Source organism: Catenulispora subtropica, assembly GCF_039531675.1.
Lineage (GTDB): Bacteria > Actinomycetota > Actinomycetes > Streptomycetales > Catenulisporaceae > Catenulispora > Catenulispora subtropica.
In genome coordinates this window covers 121239-141704 of record NZ_BAAAQM010000015.1, presented here as the reverse complement: position 1 = coordinate 141704, position 20466 = coordinate 121239, and the positions used below count along the sequence as shown (strand labels likewise).

Sequence of the window (20466 nt, the reverse complement as noted above, 5' to 3'; positions counted from 1 at the left end):
GACCATGACACGCATATCCGCGCTCGGCGTCGCCGCCGCGGCGGCGCTGGCGCTGGCCGCGTGCGGCGACGGCGGCTCGGTGAAGAAGGACTCGTCCACCGGCAAGCCCACGGGATCCGCGCCCGGCTCGCGCTCCACGGCGGCCGGCTCCAGCCCGAGCAGCAGCGCGCCCAGCTTCGACCCGGCGGCCGGCCCCATGGTGGACGCCGCCCAGCTGCCGAAGACCTGCAGCGGCCTGATCACCGACGCCGACATGCAGCTCGCCCTCGGCAACCCCCTCACCGGCGGCGACTACTTCCAGAGCTTCCAGCCGGACGCCGGCCACAAGCAGACCGGCCGCGTGAAGTGCCAGTACGGCGTCGTCCTCGACAACGCCGGCAAGATCACCTCCAACCAGGTCGAGGTCCAGCTCGCCACCTACGCCGACGCCGCCAGCGCCCAGAGCCGCGCCGCCGCCACCGTCGGCACCCTGGCCGGCGGCGGCGCCCAGTACGCCCCCACCGCCGTCGGCGGCCATCCCGCGACCTACGTCACCGAGGCGGGCAAGGACGCGGTCCTGGTGATGTACGACGGCAACCGCACCTTCCTGATCACGGTCCAGGAAGCGCTGGTCAAGGGCGACGACGCGAAGGCGTTCACGCTGAAGATCGGCGAGGCGCTGTACAAGCACACGACACCGGCGGCGGCGAGCAGCAGCCCGAGCGGCTCGAACGGGTCGAACGGATCGCAGAGCGCGCCGGCGGGGTCGAACGGATCGTCGGGGGCGCCGAGCTCCGGTGCGCCCAGCAGCGGTGCGCCCGCCGGCTCCGGCGGGTCGAGTTCGGCGCCGCCGAGTCCTCCGGCGAGCTCCTGAGGCTCAGGAACTCGGCGGGCCGGCGCCGCCGAGTCTTCCGAAGAGATCCTGAGGCTCAGTAGCTCCGCAGGGCGACATCCCCCGGCTCCTTCGCCGACGCGACCAAACCCTCCGCGGAGGGCGGCAGGTTCGGCGTCGAAGGATGCGCCAGGCCGGCCGGCCCCGCCGCGAACGCCGTCAGGATGTTGTCCGTCACCTGCTCCATCACCTGCCGCGCCGGGGCCGGCGTCGCCGCCAGATGCAGGCAGTCCCCGCTCACCACGCACGGCCAGTACGTCGTCCCGGCGTCGAACACGCCCGCCTGCGACGTCGCCACGTAGTACGTCGTCGTCGCCATCCCCGCGTGGCCGTTCGCGAAGCGCATCGGCATCGCGGCCAGGACGTCTATGTCGCGCGGTGTCGTCGGCTTGTTGACGTCCACCTGGTCGTACTCGCCGCCGACCGTGTTGCGCAGGACCTGGCCGATCGTGACGCCGGTGTTGGCGAAGATCCACGAGTCCGGGTGCAGCACCCGCAGGGAGCCGTTGGCGCCCAGGTAACCGTAGCCCTGCCCGATCAGCGCGGCCTCCGGGCGCCTGAGCGGGGGATCGGCCCAGTTCACCGTGGCCTGCGACGGGTCGGCGGCCGCCACACTGTCGCCGGCCACGGTGCGCCGGATCACGACGCGCCGGTCCGGACCGGTCGGAGAGCCGGTCAGGCGGGCCGCGGTGTAGACGGCGTTCGCGCCGAAGAAGGCCAGGTTCACGCCGGCCTGGCGAGCGGCGACCGCGCCGTCGTACATACGCCTCGTCCAGTACTCCGAGTGGCCCCCGGTGACGATGCCCCGGTGCTGCTTCAACCGGCCCGGATCGGCGTCGGCGTCCAGGTCGGTGAAGTAGTCCACGTCGATGCCCAGCTTCTCCATCTCGCGGATCAGCGGCAGCTCGTACTGATACGGCGAGTAGTAGCCGCCGTCCTCGTAGGGCCGGTCGAAGCTCACCACGGTGCTGGCGGCCGCCTTGTGCGCGGCGTCGGCGTAGGCCGAGTGCCCGCCGAAGGTGTTGTACGCCTGGTACGTCAGCACGCTGGCCTGGAAGCCCAGCGGCGCGGTGTCCCCGTCCGCCCGCACCACCAGCGGGATCGACGACGGCGTCTGCCCCGGCGCGCGCACCACCAGCAGGTAGTACCCCGGCGTCCACTGCCCCGTGATGTGGAAGCTCAGCGACGCCTTCCACGGCGCCTCGGTCAGCAGCTCCGGGCCGGTCACCGTGGCCTGCGCCTGAGGCCCGAGCGTCAGGTGCTTGGTCTGCCACACCAGTCGCCCGCCCGCGCCGCCGTAGTAACCCATGCGGTACGCCGACAGGGACGCGCCCGACACCGGCACCGGAGAGCTCAGGTACGCGGTCACCGTGTCCCCGCACTGCGCGCTCGACCGGTTCAGGTACCCGTTCACCGACCCGGCACGCGTGTGCTTCGCGTCCTCCCACGCCGCCGTGCCCGGGATCTGGTTCTCCTCCCGCAGCCACCCGGCCGGATGCTCCGGCGAGCAGTCCGGCACACCTGCTTTGACCCCGGCCGACGGCAGGATCTCCCCACTCGCCTTCCCGGCGTCGGTCGGGTACGGCCGGCCGGGCCCGTGCCCCTGGGCGACAGCGGTCTGCTGGTCGTCGATCATCGGCGCCGAACGCGGACCCGGCAGGTCCGCGGCACAGGCGACGATGACGGCCGCCGCCAGCCCGAGGCGCGCCACCCGGCCGGTGCGCGTCGCGCCGCGCCAGAGGTTGAGGCCGTCAAGCGCAGGACGGCTGAAGACGGGCGCGGGGGAGTGCGGAGGCTGCGCCGACGCCTCGACGAAGACTTCGAGGACGTCCGGCAACGGTGGCAGCGGGCCCGCCGCCACGAGCGCGGTCGCGGGCTCGGGCTCGGCGTGCGGTGCTGGCGCGGACGTGGGCGCGGACGTGGGCGCGGCGTCGGCAACTGCGGGCTCGGGCTCGGCGTGTGGTGCTGGCGCGGACGTGGGCGCGGCGTCGGCAACAGCGGGCTTCGGCTCGGCGGGCAGGGCGACGGCGACGACCGCCTCCGGTTGGGCGACCGGCAAGGCGGGTTCGGCCACTCCCACCGCCGCCGACGCTTCCGGCACGGCTTCCGCCGACTCGGGCTCGGCCGGAACCGGCACCGACTCCCGTGCCGCTTCGGCCTCGGGTGCCGCGGGCGTCGCCACGACGACCGCACCGGCCGTGCCATCGGGCGCCGCCTCCGCCGCCTCCGCCGCCTCGCCATCCGGCCCGGCACCCACCTCGGCCTCAGCTTCTGCCACCGCCGCGGCCTCAGCTTCTGCCACCGCCGCGGCCTCAGCTTCTGCCACCGCCTCGGCCACCGCCGCGGCCTCAGCGTCCGCCCCGGCCTCGCCGTCGCCCTCGGCGGCGCCCTCGGTGGCGCCGACCCCGGCCATCGCCAAGACAGCCTCGGCCACACTCGGCAGCGACTCGCCCGGCGCGCCCTGAACCGCCCCCGAGTCGTCGACCGACCTGGGGACCACAGCGTCCGCGGTCATGCGGCCCGAACCCGAAAAGCCCCGACCCTTGCGTGCAAGTGTCCCCGCACTCCCATTGGCTCCTGTTCCATTGTTCCGCAAGCGGGTGTCGTGGCTCCCGCTGCGGCCTGTCCTGGCGGACCGGTTCCGGGCCGGACCGCGATGTGGCGCGCTAACGCTACCGTGCCGCCGTGGGGTGGTTCTGACAGGCTCCTGACAAGCATTTCCGCGGTGTCAGTGGCTGCGTCAGTGGCTGTGTCAGTGGCTGGGGGGCGGAGGGCCTATGCCGACGTCGCTCTGCGCCGCCGCCGACGAGATCAGCGCCCTGGCGCTCGGGGCCGGGCGGTGCGTCGACGGGTGCCGGGTGGCGGCCGGGCCCTGGGCGAAGTCGCGCAGCACGTTGTCCGTGATCGCCGCCAGCAGCTTCGACGTGCCCGGATCCACCTCGTGGTTCTTGCACGACCCCGCGACCTGGCAGTCCCAGTACGTCATGCCCCCGGCGAACACCCCGGCGCCGGACTTCGCTCCGTAGTACGACATGGTCGCCATCGTCGGCTGTCCGCTGAACAGGATCGGCGCCGCGGCGACCACGTCGATGTCCGGCGGCGTCGCGTAGTCGTTCTTCACCGTGTCGTACTCGCCGGCCAGCGAGTTCTTCAGCACCTGGTCCCGCACGGCGCCGGTGCCCGCGAAGATCCACGAGTCCGGCTGCAGCACCCGGAACGCGCCGCCGGTCGTGCCCAGCTCGCCGTACGCCGGCCCGACCAGCGTCGCCGCCGGCCGCTCCAGTTCGTGCGAGTCCCACAGCACCGTCGCCTGCGACGGGTCGTCCTTGGTCAGCGGATCCTCGGCGGCCTGCCGGTACACCACCATCCGCCGGTCCGGCCCCGCGGGCGAGGACTCCAGGCGCGCGTGCCAGTACACCTCGTTCGCGCCGAAGAACGCGATGTTGGTCCCGTTGTCCCGGGCGTAGACCGCCGCGTCGTACATCCGCCGCGTCCAGTACTCCGAGTGTCCGCCGATCAGCAGCGCCTTGTGCGCGGCCACCTGACTCGGCCGCCGGTCCACGTCGATGTCGGTCGTGTAGTCGACGTCCAGCCCCAGCTTCTCGGCCTCCGCCGCCAGCGGGATGTCGTACAGGAACGGCGCCTGATACCCGTCCCCGTTATAAGGACGGTCGAAGGACGCCACCCGCGAGCGGTCCGTCCGCTTGCTCGACTGGTCCTTCGGTCCGTAGTAGAGGCTGTACCTTCCGTAGTTGTTGTACGCCTGGTACGTCAGCACCGACGCCTGCAGCAGCAACGGCGAGCTCCCGCTCCCCGGCGCCCCGTTGCCGTCGCTGTCGTCCCGCACCACCAGCGGGATCGCGTCGCCCGCGTCGTGCGGATGCGCCCGCACCACCAGCAGGTAGAAACCGGGCGTCCATTCCGGTGTGATCGGTATCCGGGCGGCGACCGGCCACGATGCCTCCACCGTGTACGTCGGCGCCCCGGAGTTCTTCACCTGGCTCGCGCTCACCGCGACCTTCGGCGCGCTCCACACCACGCGCCCGCCCGCGCCGCCGTACCAGCCCATGCGGTACGCCGTCACCGAGGCCGTGGACACGTAGCCGGACAGGTGCAGCCCCAGCGTGTCCCCGCACGCCGCGCTGACCTGGTCCAGATAACCCGCCACTATCGAAGTGTCGGTGTCGAAGCTCGCCCGCCACGACGCGTCGCCCGGCTTGGCGTTCTCGGTCCGGGCCCAGCCGGCCGGCCGCCGCCGCGTCGCGCACGCCGCCGTCGAGGGCTGCGTCCGGTCCGGCGGCGGGGTCCCGGCCTTGGTCGGCGGCTCGGGCGTCTGGCTCGTCACCGTCACCGGCGGCCCCGGCCTGGCCACCGGCGGCGCCGATCCGCCGGTGCAGCCGTAGCCGACGGCGAACACGCCGATCGCCAGCGCCGCCGATCCCGCGACCGCCTTCCAGCGCGCCGCCCGCGCTGGGCGACGGTTACCAGCCGACTCCTCGGCGGGGGAAGGCGACTCGTCCATCGGCATCCGTTCCTGGCAGGTGGTGACCCTAGCGTGCAGCGCAAACGTTAGCCTTCTAGAGACGGCGACCGCGAAACGAACGGAGCTCCATGGACGGCTCGGTCAGCTCGGACAGCTCGAACAGCTCAGAGGGCTCGGACGGCTCGGCAGGCCGGGGAACCCTCGACGTCGGCCTCACCGGCGGCATCGGCTCCGGCAAGAGCGAGGTCCTCAAGCGCCTCAAGGAGCACGGCGCCACGGTCGTCGACGCCGACCTCGCCGCCCGCGTCGTGGTCGAGCCCGGCACCGAAGGTTTCGAAGAAGTGGTGAAGGAGTTCGGGCCCGAGGTGGTCGGCCCGGACGGCGCGCTGGACCGGGCCCGGCTCGGCGCGATCGTGTTCGCCGACCCGGAGCGGCGCGCGGCGCTCAACGCGATCGTGCACCCGCGCGTGGGAGCGCTCATGGCGGAATGGGCTGATTCCGCGCCGCCGGGCGGCATCGTCGTCTACGATATTCCGCTGTTGGTCGAGGGCGGGGCGGACCGCGGGTACGCCGCGGTGATCGTGGTCGACGCCGACGACGAGGTCCGCTTCGCACGCCTGCTCGCCAACCGGGGCATGTCCCGTGCGGACGCGGAAGCCCGGATGGCTGCGCAGGCCTCGCGGGAGGACCGGTTGGCCGCGGCGGATTACGTGATCGCGAACAACGGGTCGCTGGCGGACCTCGACCGGGAAACGGACCGGCTATGGTCCGAACTGGTTACGCTCCGCGATTCAAGGATCCGATAGGTTGACCCGGTGACATCCCTCCCCACGCAGTCTGCTGAGCAGCAGGTCCCGCAGTCCCCCGCCGCGGCGTCCGCCGCGACCGCCCCAGACCTCCCCGCCGACCTGCGCAAGCGTCCGTCCCTGCCGGTGGCGCTGGTGCTCGCGGCCCGGCCCCGGCAGTGGGTGAAGAACGTCCTGGTGCTGGCCGCCCCGCTGGCCGCCGCCAAGCTCGGCCACACCGATGTGCTGCGCACCTCGGCGATCGCGTTCGTCGCGTTCTGCTTCGCGGCCTCGTGCATCTACTACGTCAACGACGTGATGGACGTCGAGTCCGACCGCCGGCACCCGAAGAAGCGGTTCCGGCCGATCGCCGCCGGCTGGGTGCCGATCCCGGTGGCGCTGGTCGTGGGGCCGCTGTGCGGCCTGGCCGCCCTGGGCGTGGCGGCGCTGGCGAACTGGACCACGGTGCTGGTGGTCGCGGTGTACATCGTGCTGCACATCGTCTACTCGCTGTGGCTCAAGCACGTGCCGGTGCTGGACCTGGCGATGGTCGCCTCCGGGTTCCTGCTGCGGGCCATCGTCGGCGGCGTGGCGGCGAACCTGGAGCTGTCCCAGTGGTTCCTGCTCACCACCGGGTTCGGGTCGCTGTTCATGGTGGCCGGCAAGCGGTACTCGGAGATGGTGCTGATGGGCGAGGACGCCGCCTCCTCGCGCAAGTCGCTGTCCGAGTACTCGCAGAGCTATCTGCGCTTCGTGTGGCAGGCCGCGGCCACCGTCACGGTGATCACCTACTCGCTGTGGGCGTTCCAGCTGGCCTCGACCCCGGATCTGGCGCACAAGTCGGCCAAGCCGTGGCTGGAGATCTCGGTCATCCCGTGGGTGTTCATCTTCCTGCGCTACGCGATGTTCATCGACGGCGGCAGCGCCGGGGAGCCCGAGGACGTGGTCCTGAAGGACCGCGTCATGATGGGGCTGGGCGCGGTGTGGGTCGCGATCTTCGCCACCGGCGTCGTCCTCGTCGGCGCCCGCGGCTGAGCCCGGGCACCGGCCGGTATTCTGATGGTTGCGATGAGGGACGTGAGAAACGTGGCGGTGCCACAGGAGATTTCCCCGGGGACCGGACTGCACCAGGAGCGGCTGTACGGCTGGGGGATGACCAGCCCGTCGGTGGCCGAGGTCGCCGACCCCACGGCGCTGGAGCAGCTCTCCGAGCTGGTCGTCGGCGCCGGCCCGCGCGGCGTGATCGCCCGGGGCCTGGGCCGGTCCTACGGCGATCCGGCGCAGAACGGCGGAGGACGGGTGGTGCGCACCACCTCCCTCAACAAGATCCTCAACATCGACATCGAGCGCGGGATCGTCGTCGCGCAGGCCGGCGTCAGCCTGCACCAGCTGATGGGCACCATGCTGCCGCTGGGCTGGTTCGTGCCGGTGACGCCGGGTACCCGCTACGTCACCGTCGGCGGCGCGATCGGCGCGGACATCCACGGCAAGAACCACCACAGCGCCGGCTCCTTCACCCAGCACGTGCTGGCGATGGACCTGCTCGGCGCGGACGGGCAGATCCGGACGCTGACCCCGGACACCGAGCCGGAGCTGTTCTGGGCCACCGCCGGCGGCATGGGCCTGACCGGGATCGTCACCCAGGCCACGATCGCGTTCAAGAAGGTCGAGACGGCGCGCATCAAGGCCGACATCTGGCGCGCGCCGGACCTGGACGGCGTGATGGCCGAGCTGGCCGCCACCGACGACAAGTACCCGTACACGGTGGCCTGGATCGACTGCCTGTCCACCGGCAAGAACCTCGGCCGCTCGGTGCTCACCTGCGGCGACTTCGCCAAGCTGGACGAGCTGCCGGCCAAGGTCCGCCGCGAGCCGCGCAAGTTCGCGCCGCTGTCGCTGGGCACCGTGCCGCCGGTCCCGGTGAGCGGCCTGCTGAACAAGATGACCGGCCGGGTCTTCAACGAGATGTGGTTCCGCAAGGCGCCGCTCCGCAAGGAGGGCGTGATCCAGGGCGTCGGCGCGTTCTTCCACCCGCTGGACGGGATCATGGAGTGGAACCGCGTCTACGGGCCGGCGGGCTTCCTGCAGTGGCAGTTCGTGGTGCCGTTCGGCGCCGAGGACACCCTGCGCCAGATCGTCGAGCGGATCTCCGCCCACGGGGCCCCGGCGGCGCTGACCGTGCTCAAGCGCTTCGGCGCGGGCAACTCCGGCTACCTGTCGTTCCCCACCCGGGGCTGGACGCTGGCCTTGGACTTCCCGACCAACACCCCGGGTCTGGCGCAGCTGCTGGACGGCCTGGACGAGAAGGTGCTGGAGGCTGGCGGCCGCCTGTACCTGGCGAAGGACTCCCGCATGCGGCCGGAGCTGCTGGACGAGATGTACCCGCGGCTGGAGGCGTTCCGCAAACTGCGCGCCGAGATCGACCCGCACCAGGTGTTCATGTCGGACCAGGCACGCCGCCTGCACCTGTAGCCCTCGGGCCTTCACAGCCACAAACGGATAGGAACAACGGATATGAAGGACTCCCTGGGCGCGGCCCAGTCCCTGCTGGTCCTCGGCGGCTCCTCGGACATCGCCATGGCCACGGCCCGCAAGATGGCCGCCCTCCGCACCAAGAAGATCTACCTGGCCGGCCGCACCTCCCGGCAGCTGGAGGACAACGCCGCCGAGCTCCGTCAGCTCGGCGCGACGGTCGAGGTCGTCCCCTTCGACGCCGCCGCCACCGAGGACCACGACAAGGTCCTGTCCCAGGTCTTCGCCAACGGTGACGTCGACGTGGTCCTGATGGCCTTCGGCGTCCTCGGCGACCAGGCCGAGGACGAGAAGGACCCGGCCCGCGCCGCCGCGGTCGCGCACGTGAACTACACCGGCGCGGTGTCCAGCGGCATCGTGGTCGCCCAGGCCCTGAAGAAGCAGGGGCACGGCGCCCTGGTGGTGCTGTCCTCGGTCGCCGCCGAGCGCGCCCGCAAGGCCAACTTCATCTACGGCTCCAGCAAGGCCGGCCTCGACGCCTTCGCGCAGGGGCTCGGCGACTCGCTGGTCGGCACGGGCGTCCACGTGATGGTCGTCCGCCCCGGCTTCGTCGACACGAAGATGACGAAGGGCATGGAGAAGGCGCCGCTGTCGACCACGCCCGAGGCGGTCGCCGACGCGATCCTGACCGGCCTGCGGCGCGGGTCGCACACGGTGTGGGCGCCGGGAGCGTTCCGGTACGTGATGTCGGGGCTGCGGCACGTGCCGCGGCCGATCTTCCGCAAGCTGCCCATGTGATCCGGCTGTTCCAGCGGCGCGCCCGACCTGCTCCGGTCGGGCGCGCCGCTTTGTCATGTCCGGGGTTCCGGCCCCGGCGTCGCCAACAGCCAGTCGACGGCGGTGGCGAAGTCAGCAGCCGCATGCCACACCCCGGGCCCATCGGGGACCTGCCGATACTCTCCGGTTTTCACCCTAATAGCCCTTATATCAAGCCTCGCAGCCCCGCTGACGTCTTTTTCAGGACGATCGCCGATGACAACGCAGCGCTCCGGCCTCACGCCGAGCTCCTTCATCGCTTCCCGAAACGGCGCCGCATGCGGCTTGCGCCACTGCCGTCCCCCGAGCGCATCCGAGACGACGACGCAGTCGAAGAATGCCCCGATCCCCAGCGCCCGTACCTTCCATTCCTGCCCGGCCACATCCCCGTCCGTGACCACGCCCAGCCGCAACCCCGCCATCCGCAACCGCGCCAGCGCCGCCCGCACCCCGGGGTAGGGCTCCAACCGCGCCGGCCGGTGCGCCCGGAAGGCGGTGACGAGCTCGGTGATGAGAGCATCCGGTCTCCCGCCGCCGACCGTGGCGAGCGCCCGGTCGATGATCCCGCCCCGCGCCGACCCCAGCGCGGCGTCGGCACGCAGCGCGGCCAGGAAGGCCGCCTCGTCGAGGCCGTACCGCGTGCCGGTCCTGGCCACGGCGTGCCACGCGCCGTCGAGCCACGCCTGCTGCGGGTACAGCGTGTCGTCGAGGTCGCAGAGCACCGCGTCCACGTCGAAGGCGCGGGTGCCGTGACGCGACGCGCTCTGGTCCGCCCGGGTGCGGCGCCCACCGCTCAGGCCCACGGTGTGCCTCCCGCCTCGCCCGGCGGCACCGGCCGGCCGACGAAATCCGGCTCGCGGAACTCCAGCAGACCCGCCGCGGCGGCCTCCGCGATCGCCGACACCACCCGTTCGGCCGCGAAGCCGTCGCCGTAAGGGCACTCCAACGCGTCGACGCGCTTCAGTTCGGCCGCGCCGCCGAACCGTGCCACGGCCGCGAGCACCGCGTCGCCGTCGAGTCCCACCAACTCGGACGAGCGCGCGGCGACCCCCTCCCACCGGGGCGTGGACCGGCGGAGCACGACCACCGGTACCCCGAACCACGCCGCCTCCTCCTGCAAACCGCCGGAGTCCGTCACGACCACCCGCGCCGAGGCGACGGCGGTCAGCATCTCGCGGTAGGGGAGCGGCGGCGTGACCTCGATCCCCGCGGCGGTCAGCCGGTCCAGCAGGCCCGCCGCCGTGAGACGGTCACGCGTCCGTGGATGGACCGGGAACACGACGGGGCCGAGCGCGACGTCCGACGACGCCAGCGCCTCGACGCGCACCAAAAGCTCGACCAGCGCGGCCAGCCGCGAAGGCGAGTCGACCGTCGACGCCCGGTGCGCCGTCACCAGCACCCCGCTCCGGGCGTCCACCGGGACCCGCTTCACCCCCGACTCCCGCACCACGTCCACCACCGTGTTGCCGACCACCCGGATCCGCGCCGCCGCCACGCCCTCCGCCCGCAGGAACCCGGCGGCGAGTGCTGTCGGCGCCAAGTGCAACGACGCCGTGGCCGCCGCGACCCGCCGGTTGACCTCCTCCATCGACGTCTCGTTGAACGAGCGCAGCCCCGCCTCCACATGCACCACCGGCACGCACGCCCGCCGCGCGGCCAGGCAGAACACCGGAACCGTCATCGTGTCGCCGAGCACCAGGACCGCGTCGGCGCCCGCCGCGCCGACCTCCTCGACCGCGCGCTCCAGCAGCGCGCCGAGAGCGGCCGCCGGATCGGCCGGCAGCGTCCACCGCGCATCGGGCTCCATGTCCAGCGAGCGCAGGAACTCCTCACCGAGCGCCGGATCGAAGTGCTGTCCTGTGAACACCAACCGCGTCGGCCATTCCCGCCGACGCGCCGCCCGCACCACCGGCGCCAGCTTCACGATCTCCGGCCGCGTCCCGAACGGGATCGTGAGCCTCATCCTTCGAACACCTCGCAGAACCGTCGCACCATCCGCACCCCCGGCCGGTACCCCAGCCGCGAGCTGCGGACGGGCAGACCCCTGACCGCCCGCAGGTACTCGCCGACCAGATCGGCCCCGGCCGCCAGCGACAGCGGCAGCCCACCGGAGAAGCGCGGGTTGCACTCGACGAAGACCACCTCGTCGTCATCCGTCACGAACCCCTGCACGCAGGCCACCCCGCGCAGCCCCACCGCCCCCAGAACGGCCGCCGCTCCTATCAGCACCCGGTCGTCGGCGAACGTCTCGCCCTTCGTCGAGATGCCGCCCCGCGTCTCCAGACGCCATCGCGGTACGCCGCCGGCGAACCGTCCGTCCCGCTCGACCAGCGCGTCGACCGTGAACTCCCGCCCCGACAACCGCGTCTGCACGATCGGCTCGCCGACCCGCCGCAGCGCCCACGTCACCTCCTCCGCCGAATCGCACGCGTACACGTCCCGCGACCCGCGGCCATATCTCGGCTTCACGATCCAGGGCCCCGCCACGTCGGAGGCCACCCACCCCGTCGCCGGTGTCGCGATCCCGGTCTCCCCGAGCGTCGCGGCGAACAGCGCCTTGTCCGAGCAGCACTCGACGGCGCGCTGCGACGGCACCCACACGGCGACCCCGCTGTCCGCCAGGTCCTCGGCCCGCGACCCGAGCGCGCCCAGCTCCTCGGCGACCGTCGGCACGATGACGTCGGCACCCTGCGCGACCGCCACGTCCCGTACCGCGTCGACGAACTCCGGGTCGTGTCCGGGAGGTACGACACCCGACGCGTGCCCCAGTGGCAGCCCTGCCGCCGTCGCGTCACAGTCCACGGCGACGACGCGGACTCCCGCCGTCAGCAGCGCGTTCACCACTGAGATCCCCGCAGCCCCGCCCACCCCCGTCACCAGGACCGAGTCCGCCATGTCACTCCTCCCACCAGCCGGTAGCGGATAACGACGCCTGCACGGGACCATCACTGTCGGCCCCGGCGGGCTCGCTCACTGCCGAGGACGTGATCGCCGTCGGCGCTTCCAACCGGCCCCACAACAGCTCCTGCTTCGCCCAGATCCGCAGCCGCACCAGCGTCTCCGTGCATGCCGGCTCCCACCGATGCCGTATCACCGTCTGGGCCAGCGCTTGCCGCACCCAGATGTCCTCCTCGGACTCGGCGACCGTCAGCAGCAGCCGTGCGTTGCGTCCCACGCCGTTCTCGCCGGCGGTCTGCACCGCCGCGACCCGCGCCGCCGGCTCCGCCGCGTGCAAGGCGTTCCGCAGCTGCCGCCGCACACCGGCGCGCATCAGGGTGCCGCGTACCGCGGCCGCCGCGATCAGCGATCCCCCGACCGCGAGCGCCACCGGCTCAGGACTCACGGCGCACCCCCGCGGAACGGGAAACGAGACAGAGATCGTCCAAGGCCACGCCGTCCCGCGGCAGCAGCAACCACATCATCACCAAGAACCCTCCCAGCGTGTACGCGAACGCGAACAGCGAGCCGACCCAGTCGTGGAACAGCACCAGCGCCGACGGCCCGACCAGCAGCCCCACCCCGACCGACGCCGTGATCCGGGCGATGTTGCCCAGGAACACCAGCGCCATCGCCGCGACCACCGCCAGGGCCAGCCGTCCTCGCGCGGCCGGCGGGCGCAGCACCGCGAGCCCGGCCAGGGCCAGCAACGAGGCCAGAGACGAACACGGCGCCGTCAGCACCGCGGCGAACTCCCCGTGCGTGCCGGAGCCGACGACGATCGAAGCCTGATAACCCCGCGAAACCGAGCCGGCGCCGAGCAGGTGGAGCACGTCCACGGTCGCCGCCGCCTCCACTCCCCGCATCCAGCTCTGCAGCAGCGCGAAGCCGAGCAGCGTCCCGACCAGGAGGACTCCGATCCGGGTGAACACCCGCCACGGCTCCGGTCTCACGACCCCACCCGCCCCGTCGGCGCCGCCGCCCGATCCGTCCGCACCCACGTGTAGGAGGACCCCGACAGCCCGTCGATCCAGGCCTTCGCGCACAGCACCGCCGAGATCAGGAACATCGGCAGGAACCACACCAGGGCCGGCACGTCCGACCGCCGCGTCCGCGCCAGCAGCATCCCCCCGCCGATCTCCAGCAGCGGTCCCAGGAACAGCAGCGTCCACAACACGAAGCCGCCCGGCACCGACGCGGCCGGCACCGCCCCCACGGCCGACAGTCCCAACAGCCCGAGCGCAAGCAGCGAAGCCACCGGCACGTGGTAGACGAGAAGGAACATCACGGTCTCGACGCGCTCGAGCACTGACAAGTGCGGCGCGCGCAGCACGTGCCGCAGGTAGTCCCGGCACACCTGCTGATGCCCTCGCGCCCACCGATAGCGCTGCTTCCAGTACCGGCGGATGGTCGTGACGCCCTCCTCGTCGTCGACGGCTGCCGGTTCGTAGCGCACGTGCAGTCCGGACAACAGCAGCCGCAGCGTCACGTCGGTGTCCTCGGTGACACTGTGCACGTTCCACCCGCCCAGATCGCGCAGCGCCGACAGGCGGATCGCGCAGTTCGCGCCGCCGTAGGCCGGCAGTCCGAACACCGCCTGCCGCCCGAACTCGTTGACCAGATAACCGGCCAGGTAGTCCACCGTGATCAGCCGGGTCAGCGGCGCGTCGGCGGCGTTGCGGATGCGGCACCGGCCCTGTACCGCGCCGACGCCCTGGTCCTCGAAGTGCCGCACCAGCAGCGCCAGGCTGTCGCGGTGCGGACGGTGGTCGGCGTCGAAGACCACGACGATCTCGCCGGTCAGCCGGGGGAGGGCGAAGTTCAACGCGGCCGACTTGCCCGCGGGCCCCGAGCCGGCCGGGCGGTGCAGCGCCAGCAGGCGCGGCTCGGCGGCGGCGCGGGCGTCGAGGATCTCGCCGGTCCCGTCGTCGGAGCCGTCGTCGACGATGACGATCTGCAGCAGCTCGGCGGGATAGTCCAGCCCCAGCAGCCCGGTCACCAGCCGGCCGGCGACGAAGCGTTCGTTCTTGCACGACACCAGCACCGACACGGCCGGCCGGTAGCCCACCGCCCCCTCGACCTCGAGGGTGTCGGCCTTCGCCGACGCGATCCGCTCCGGGTTCGCGTGCCGCAGCGCCGAGACCGTGAACGCGGTGTGGCGCAGGAAGAAGCCCAGGAACACGACGTCGAGCGCGTACACCACGACCGCGGTCGACGTGGCCGTCCCGAGCACCGCCCACGCCACCAGCACGCCGCCGAGCAGCAACGCGAGTCTCGGCCATCCGGAGGTCAGGCGGACGGCCGGGGCACGGCGGTGGCCGGCGCGCCTCACCGGCCCGCCGGAGGTGCGCCGGCTCCCGCGCGTATCGCGGCCGACACGCCGTCGGCGGCGTCCCTCCCGGAGTCGGCGCCGCTCAGATCCCATGCGAACCGCTCGGTTTCGAATCCCTCCGCGTGCAGCAGCCGGGCCTGGAACCCCCGATACCGTGCCTGGGCCTCGACCGCGTCCAGATCGACCAGCTCGTTCCGCAGTACCTGCGACACGTGCGCCCGCAACGCCTTCAGCTTGCCGGGCAGGTGCTCGGCGGCGTCCACGAACACCGTCGGCGCGAACCCGAGCGACGACGGCGTCTCGTACAGCAGGATCCTGCGGACGTGCCTGCCGGCCGCGAGCGTCGCCGCGGCGGCCGAGCGGTGGTCCTGGTGGCTGTCGCGCGGGCTGTGGGTGTAGACGACGTCCGCGCCGGTGGCCCGGATCGCCTCCTCGACCACGGCGACGGCGGCGCGGCCCTCGGGCACCGCACCGTCCTCGAAACCGCCCCAGAGCAGGTCGGCGCCGAGGAGCGAGGCGGCGATCTCCTGCTCGGACGTCCGCGAGGACCGGCCCTGCGGGCCGTGCTCACCGCCGGTGAGCACCAGCAGCCCGACCCGGTCCCCGCGGGCCCGGTGCGCCAGGAGCGTGGCACCGCACCCGAGCTCCACGTCGTCCGGGTGCGCGCCGACGGCGAGCACCCTCACGCGGCGGTCCCTTCGTCACCGGGGCCGCCCGCACCCGTCGCGACCGCCTTGCCCGTGCGCCGCTTGCGCACCTGGTAGCCGGTGAACAGCACACCGAGCACGCCGGTCAGCACCACGCCCCCGACCGCGCCGACAGGCATCTCCGGCCCGTTCGTCAGCGAGCACCGCGACTGCGCGGCGTAGACGTCGCCGGTGCCGAGGCCGAGCAGGCCCGACAGCAGTTTGATGTGCACCGCGGTGACCGTGATGCCCGGCGAGGACGCCGACCCGCTCGGCGTCTGCTCGTTCACCGTGACGTCCGCGATTCCCGCGACCGTGACGTGCGTGTTCGGCGCTGCGTTCGCGGCCACCTTCTGCCCGCCGATCACCAGGTTCGCCAGGGTGCTGCCACCGGACGCGCCGGAGCCGTCGGCGGTGCACTGCGAGTGCACGGCGTTGTCGCCGGTGATCAGCGCGGGCACCGCCAGGTTCTGCACGTCGGCGGTGCTCTGCACGCTGCCGCCGGCCGGTGTGCCGGCCGTGCTGACGTCCAGCACGCCCAGTGCGGCCAGCGTCCCGACGTTGAGGCCCACGACGTGTCCGGTGAGCGGCGTGGCGCTGCCGCCGGGCGCCGGCAGGGACACCGCCGGAGCCGGGCCGACCTGCAGGTGCAGGCCGGCCAGCAGCGTGACGTCGGCGGAGACGCCGAACGCGCCGCCGCCCACGCCGGCCGGCGCGGCCTGCGCCGCCGTCGTCCCGCCCAGGCACAGGGCCATGCCCGCGGCGGCGACCCCCAAACCCCGGGAGGCCAGGCCTCGTCGAAGTGCCCTCATATGGGGTGTACTCCTCATCTCGTGCTCGGTTGCGGGGAAGCATGGGAATGTGAGCCGAACGCACGTGGTGACGGCCCGCTCACCCGTAGTCTCTTCACCGGACGCGGAAAGGGGATCGTGCAGGCGCCGTCACTTCGGACTCCTGCATTCGGAGTACTGGACGGACGACGTGGGGGCGGTGATGGCGGACGGCACGATCGTGGTCTGCGACGGGCTGCGCGCGGTGGGCGAGTCGCTGGCGGCCTACCTGGTGCGCGACGGACTGACCGTGGCGGCGGTGGTCGTCACGGCCGAGCAGCTGCTGGACGCGGTCGCCGGGCACCAGCCGGCGCTGGTGCTGCTGGACGTCGCGGTGGCGCGCCGCTATCCCGGGCGGCTGGTCGCGGCGCTTGCCAGGACCGGCGACGCCAAGGTTTTGATGCTGGGGCCGCTCACGGCGGCCGGGGACGCCGCCGAGGCGCTGCGCGACGGCCTCCAGGGCTGGGTGTCGGATCGGGCCTCAGGCGCCGAGATGCTGGACGCGGTGCACGCCGTGCTGCGCGGCGAGTTCCAGGTGCCGCCGGAGCTCGTGGTGGGCGCGTTACGGAGTACCGCCGGCTCCCTCGCCCTGCTCGCGCAACCCGGTGACCGGGGGAGCGCCTGCGGGGATCCGCGGATCGCGGCACTGGGGGACCGCGAGCGGACGGTCCTGGTCTGTCTCGTGGAGGGGATGGACCGGCGCGGCATAGCCACCCGCCTGCGGATCTCCGAGAACACCGTCAAGACCCATATCGGACGGATCCTGGTCAAGCTCGGGGCGCACAGCATGCTGGAAGCGGCGGCCATCGGGCGGGCCGCCGGACTGAACAACTCATAGTCCGATACGACGGGAAGTTTGTCCGATGGAGTGACCTGAACCTGGTGGCGTCGTTGTCCCGGGAGTGAGAGTCCTGCTTTGCGACGCCTACCGCCTGTTCGCAGAGGCCTTCGCGGCGGTGCTCGCTCAACGTGGCCACGACGTCGTCGGCGTGTGCTTCGATCCGCGCACGCTCCCCGGCTCCGCGCCCGCGGAAGCCGACGTCTGCGTCGCGGACTTCGGCCGGCCGGGCGGGGATCTGGCCGCTCTCACCGACGCCGCCACCCTGCACAGCGCCAAGACGCTCGCGCTGACGAGCGAGGAGGCGGCGGGACCGCTGCACGCGTTGATCACCGCCGGGGTCGACGGCCTGATCTCCAAGCGGCGCAGCCTCGAAGAGATCATGACCGCGATAGACCGTCTGCACAGCGGCACCGGGTACTACGACCCGGTGTTGGTCCGGCACGCGGTGGCGGCCGGACCACCGAAGCCGGAAACGGGGACGCGTGCTCTGACCGGTGCTTTGACCCCGCGCGAACTGGAGGTGCTGACGCAGCTCGTGCGCGGTATGTCGACCGGCGGCATGGCGGCCGCGATGGGCATCTCGGTCACGACCGTCCGGACGCACACGCAGTCGGTGCTGAACAAGCTGGGCGTGAACTCACGGCTGCAGGCGGCGGCCTGCGCGGTCAGTTACGGGCTCGTGGAGCCGCCGACAGCGTGAGAACCGCCGAAGGTGTGAGAGCCGTCGGCGGTGGCCGAAGCGGTCGGAGGTCGCCATGACCTCGGCGAACAGTTCCTCGAATGCCATCGTCGGAGCCTACGCGCCCGGCGCCGCGCGAGCGCACGGGTTTTCGCCGGGCCGGGGCGGCCGACCCTCCCACAAACCGGCCGCCCCGGCGTGATCCGCGCCCGGCCGGCAGGAACGGGACGCGGAGTCTGGAGGGCGGCTAGGCGACCGCCAGAGTGGGCACGAAGTCGGCGCGCGGCAACGGGTCGAGGGCGGGGAAGTGGTCCTCGGGGCGCAGCAGGCCGAATCGTTCCCGCAGCGTTCCGCCGTCGTAGCCGCTCCGGAACAGGCCGCGCCGCTGCAACACGGGCACCACGCGGTTGACGAACGCCGTGAGTCCGCCCGCGGCGGCCGGCGGACGCACCACGAAGCCGTCCGCCGCACCGGCTTCGAACCACTCCTGCATCACGTCCGCGATCTGCTCGGGCCTGCCCGCCGGCACAAGGGCCGGCAGGATCAGCGGAAGATGCGGTTCCCTGCCGTAGGCCGCGGCACGCGACTTCACCTCACGGGCGAACCCGGCCGCCTTGTCGACGTCGCGATGCGGGGTGAACACCGTCTCGGCGTACCGTGCCGCGAATTCCGCCTCGTCGGCCGAGGACCCGGCCTGCTGCGCCAGCAACGGCCATCCCTGCGGAGTCCGACGGACGTTCAACGGCCCGCGGACTTTGAAGAACAACCCGATGTGCTCGATCTGCCGGACCCGTCGCGGATCCACCACACCGGCTCGCGTCACGGCGTCGTCGGCCCAGCTGTCCCACAGTTGCGTGACGACGTCCAGCAGCTCGGCCGCGCGCTCGTACCGCACCGCGTCCTCGACCGGCTCGTCCAGATGGAAGTTCGCCGCCTCGTCCAGATCGCCGCCGGTGTCGATGGTCCACCCAGCGCGGCCATGCGAGATGTGGTCCAGCGACGCCAGCGCCCGCGCCAGGAGGTAGGGCTCGTGGAACGTCGTCGACATGGTCGCGATCAGGCCGATGTCCTGCGTGGCCGACGCGACGGCCGCCAGCAGCGTCAGCGGCTCCAGGCCCCCGGCGGCGCCGGGACCGCCCCCGCCGTCCGCCGTGGGCACCGCGAGCCCGTCGTCGACGAACACCGCGTCCAGCAACCCGCGCTCGGCGGTGCGGGCGAGGTCGACGAAATGGGCGATCTCGTGGATTCCGGGGGCGTGCAGGGACGCGATGAGATGCAGCATGAGCACTCTTCTGAAATGAGATTCTTCGGACACGAAGACGAAAGGGTCCCGAATATTTCGGAGACAGAACCTAATGCTCTGAATCTAGGCGCACGCAGGACAGATGGCGCTCGCGGTCCGTCGCAGATCGACATGCCGGCGAGCCACGAGAATGGCGGCGCGTCCCATGTTCCGAGAATGGCAGCGCATCTCAGAGAGCGTCAATATCGCCGAATAGCCGTCTCAGGATCCGGACCGAAATGGCCCACTCCGCCGCGGCAAGATCAGCTCTACCCCCGCCGTCGTCGCACACCCTAGGGTCGAAGCCATGTCGTACCCGTCACCCCGTTACTTCGCCGACCAGGGCGAGATCAGCGCCACCTTCCGCACCGCCGGCACCGACCCCGAGCTGCGCATCGGCGAGCGCTCCCGGGTGAGCCTGCTGTCCACCGGCACCACCTCCGGCGGCCTCTACGGGCTCTACCGCTGGGACCTGCTTCCCACCGACCCGGAGCCGACCCCCGCCAACTCCGGCCACTACCACCGCACCTTCTCTGAAGCCTTCTTCATTCTCGACGGCAGCGTCGCCCTCTACGACGGCGACACTTGGCGCGAGGCCACCGCCGGCGACTATCTGTTCGTCCCGCCCGGCGGCGTCCACAGCTTCGCCAACACCTCCGGCGCCGCCGCGTCGATGCTGGTCCTGTTCGCCCCCGGCGCCCCGCGCGAGCCCTACTTCGAGGAACTGGCGGCGATCCGCGCCGAGGGACGCCAGCTCACACTTGAGGAATGGGACGAGCTCTACGCCCGCCACGATCAGTACCGTGCCTGATGTGACGAAATCCCAAGCTTCTGAAATACGCGTCTCAGCGCGCGTCCTCCTGGTCGACGCCCAGAACCGGCTCCTACTGTTCCAGACCAAGACCGCCCCGGACGCCCCCGAGGCCGACACCCTCTGGATCACCGTCGGCGGCGGCGTCGAACCGGGCGAGGATCTGGTCGTCGCCGCCGCCCGTGAACTCCGCGAGGAGACCGGCCTGGACGTGGCTCCCGCGACGCTCGGCGGCGTCGTCGCCACCACCGGCGGCCCGGCGGACCTCGGCTGGCTGTCCGGCGTGTTCCGCGACGACTTCTTCTTCCTCCGGATCGACGCCCACGAAGTGGACATCAGCGGCTTCGAGGACTTGGAAGCGAGCACCTACGTCGGCCACCGGTGGTGGACGCTTGACGAACTCGCCGAGACCGACGAGCGGATCGTGCCCTACGGCCTGGCGGAGCTGATGCGCGACCTCACGGCTGGCCGGATTCCCGCCGAACCGGTTCGGCTGCCCTGGCACCACTGACGGTTGCCAGCGCGGGTCCGAGGCCGGGGAGCAGGTTCTGTCGTGGCTGTCATCGCCGTGGCACTCACTTGCTCCAAGGCCCGTTGAGCTGCCCATATCTCATCAAGTAACTACCGTCACAGTGTGATCG

General features: G+C 72.2%; 21 protein-coding genes. 9 read left to right on the top strand and 12 right to left on the bottom strand.

Annotated elements, in window-relative coordinates:
- The first annotated feature begins 4 nt into the window (after positions 1-4).
- On the top strand, positions 5-853 hold the full coding sequence (locus tag ABD466_RS15480) for a hypothetical protein (RefSeq protein ID WP_344657735.1): 849 nt from the start codon (positions 5-7) through the stop codon (positions 851-853).
- A gap of 55 nt (positions 854-908) precedes the next feature.
- Here the strand turns inward: ABD466_RS15480 and ABD466_RS15475 are convergent, their stop codons facing one another.
- Both ABD466_RS15475 and ABD466_RS15470 read right to left on the bottom strand, forming a co-directional pair.
- A complete protein-coding gene (locus ABD466_RS15475) occupies positions 909-3386 on the bottom strand; it encodes a N,N-dimethylformamidase beta subunit family domain-containing protein (RefSeq protein ID WP_344657734.1) in 2478 nt (825 codons plus the stop codon).
- A 237-nt stretch (positions 3387-3623) separates the two neighbouring features.
- Positions 3624-5393, bottom strand: coding sequence for a N,N-dimethylformamidase beta subunit family domain-containing protein (locus tag ABD466_RS15470; protein WP_344657733.1), 1770 nt, complete (start codon positions 5391-5393; stop codon positions 3624-3626).
- Positions 5394-5482: 89 nt separating this feature from the next.
- On the opposite strand from ABD466_RS15470, the gene coaE reads away from it, so the two are divergent.
- The 4 genes from coaE to dprE2 are packed head-to-tail and all read left to right on the top strand — an operon-like array spanning position 5483 to position 9409.
- Positions 5483-6160: a dephospho-CoA kinase gene (gene coaE, locus ABD466_RS15465; protein WP_344657732.1), complete on the top strand. Its 678-nt coding sequence runs from the start codon at positions 5483-5485 to the stop codon at positions 6158-6160.
- 9 nt (positions 6161-6169) lie between these two features.
- A complete protein-coding gene (locus ABD466_RS15460) occupies positions 6170-7174 on the top strand; it encodes a decaprenyl-phosphate phosphoribosyltransferase (RefSeq protein WP_344657731.1) in 1005 nt (334 codons plus the stop codon).
- A 33-nt stretch (positions 7175-7207) separates the two neighbouring features.
- Positions 7208-8611 carry a decaprenylphosphoryl-beta-D-ribose oxidase gene (dprE1, locus tag ABD466_RS15455; protein WP_344657730.1) on the top strand — a complete coding sequence of 468 codons (1404 nt, stop codon included), beginning with the start codon at positions 7208-7210 and terminating at the stop codon, positions 8609-8611.
- Positions 8612-8653: 42 nt separating this feature from the next.
- The gene (gene dprE2, locus ABD466_RS15450; protein WP_344657729.1) at positions 8654-9409 is read left to right on the top strand and encodes a decaprenylphospho-beta-D-erythro-pentofuranosid-2-ulose 2-reductase; all 756 of its coding nucleotides are present in this window, start codon (positions 8654-8656) and stop codon (positions 9407-9409) included.
- A gap of 53 nt (positions 9410-9462) precedes the next feature.
- Here the strand turns inward: dprE2 and ABD466_RS15445 are convergent, their stop codons facing one another.
- Genes ABD466_RS15445 through ABD466_RS15410 form a run of 8 tightly spaced genes read right to left on the bottom strand, consistent with a single transcriptional unit; the run spans position 9463 to position 16194 of the window.
- Positions 9463-10230 (bottom strand): HAD family hydrolase, encoded by a 768-nt coding sequence (locus ABD466_RS15445; protein ID WP_344657728.1) that lies wholly within the window; start codon positions 10228-10230, stop codon positions 9463-9465.
- On the bottom strand, positions 10221-11390 hold the full coding sequence (wecB, locus tag ABD466_RS15440; protein WP_344657727.1) for a non-hydrolyzing UDP-N-acetylglucosamine 2-epimerase: 1170 nt from the start codon (positions 11388-11390) through the stop codon (positions 10221-10223). Before wecB ends, ABD466_RS15445 begins: the two co-directional genes overlap by 10 nt.
- Positions 11387-12322 (bottom strand): ATP-grasp domain-containing protein, encoded by a 936-nt coding sequence (locus tag ABD466_RS15435; RefSeq protein WP_344657726.1) that lies wholly within the window; start codon positions 12320-12322, stop codon positions 11387-11389. Before ABD466_RS15435 ends, wecB begins: the two co-directional genes overlap by 4 nt.
- A 1-nt stretch (position 12323) precedes the next feature.
- Positions 12324-12770, bottom strand: a complete 447-nt coding sequence (locus tag ABD466_RS15430; RefSeq protein ID WP_344657725.1) for a hypothetical protein — start codon at positions 12768-12770, stop codon at positions 12324-12326.
- Positions 12760-13317, bottom strand: coding sequence for an exosortase/archaeosortase family protein (locus ABD466_RS15425; protein WP_344657724.1), 558 nt, complete (start codon positions 13315-13317; stop codon positions 12760-12762). The genes ABD466_RS15430 and ABD466_RS15425 overlap by 11 nt, the downstream gene beginning before the upstream one ends.
- Complete coding sequence (locus tag ABD466_RS15420) at positions 13314-14696, bottom strand: glycosyltransferase family 2 protein (protein WP_344657723.1); 1383 nt, start codon at positions 14694-14696, stop codon at positions 13314-13316. The genes ABD466_RS15425 and ABD466_RS15420 overlap by 4 nt, the downstream gene beginning before the upstream one ends.
- Positions 14693-15382 (bottom strand): PIG-L deacetylase family protein, encoded by a 690-nt coding sequence (locus tag ABD466_RS15415; RefSeq protein ID WP_344657722.1) that lies wholly within the window; start codon positions 15380-15382, stop codon positions 14693-14695. Before ABD466_RS15415 ends, ABD466_RS15420 begins: the two co-directional genes overlap by 4 nt.
- Positions 15379-16194 carry a choice-of-anchor P family protein gene (locus ABD466_RS15410; protein ID WP_344657721.1) on the bottom strand — a complete coding sequence of 272 codons (816 nt, stop codon included), beginning with the start codon at positions 16192-16194 and terminating at the stop codon, positions 15379-15381. Before ABD466_RS15410 ends, ABD466_RS15415 begins: the two co-directional genes overlap by 4 nt.
- Positions 16195-16375: 181 nt before the next feature.
- Here ABD466_RS15410 and ABD466_RS15405 point away from each other — a divergent pair, with 181 nt between their 5' ends.
- On the top strand, positions 16376-17050 hold the full coding sequence (locus ABD466_RS15405) for a response regulator transcription factor (protein WP_344657720.1): 675 nt from the start codon (positions 16376-16378) through the stop codon (positions 17048-17050).
- A gap of 64 nt (positions 17051-17114) precedes the next feature.
- Positions 17115-17753: a response regulator transcription factor gene (locus ABD466_RS15400; protein ID WP_344657719.1), complete on the top strand. Its 639-nt coding sequence runs from the start codon at positions 17115-17117 to the stop codon at positions 17751-17753.
- Between the two features lie 226 nt (positions 17754-17979).
- Here the strand turns inward: ABD466_RS15400 and ABD466_RS15395 are convergent, their stop codons facing one another.
- Positions 17980-19014: an LLM class flavin-dependent oxidoreductase gene (locus ABD466_RS15395; protein ID WP_344657718.1), complete on the bottom strand. Its 1035-nt coding sequence runs from the start codon at positions 19012-19014 to the stop codon at positions 17980-17982.
- Between the two features lie 84 nt (positions 19015-19098).
- A complete protein-coding gene (locus tag ABD466_RS15390; protein WP_344657761.1) occupies positions 19099-19182 on the bottom strand; it encodes a putative leader peptide in 84 nt (27 codons plus the stop codon).
- Between the two features lie 139 nt (positions 19183-19321).
- Between ABD466_RS15390 and ABD466_RS15385 the strand changes: the two genes are divergently transcribed.
- Positions 19322-19825, top strand: a complete 504-nt coding sequence (locus ABD466_RS15385; RefSeq protein WP_344657717.1) for a cupin domain-containing protein — start codon at positions 19322-19324, stop codon at positions 19823-19825.
- 1 nt (position 19826) lies between these two features.
- Positions 19827-20336, top strand: a complete 510-nt coding sequence (locus ABD466_RS15380) for an NUDIX hydrolase (RefSeq protein ID WP_344657716.1) — start codon at positions 19827-19829, stop codon at positions 20334-20336.
- Positions 20337-20466 lie beyond the last annotated feature (130 nt).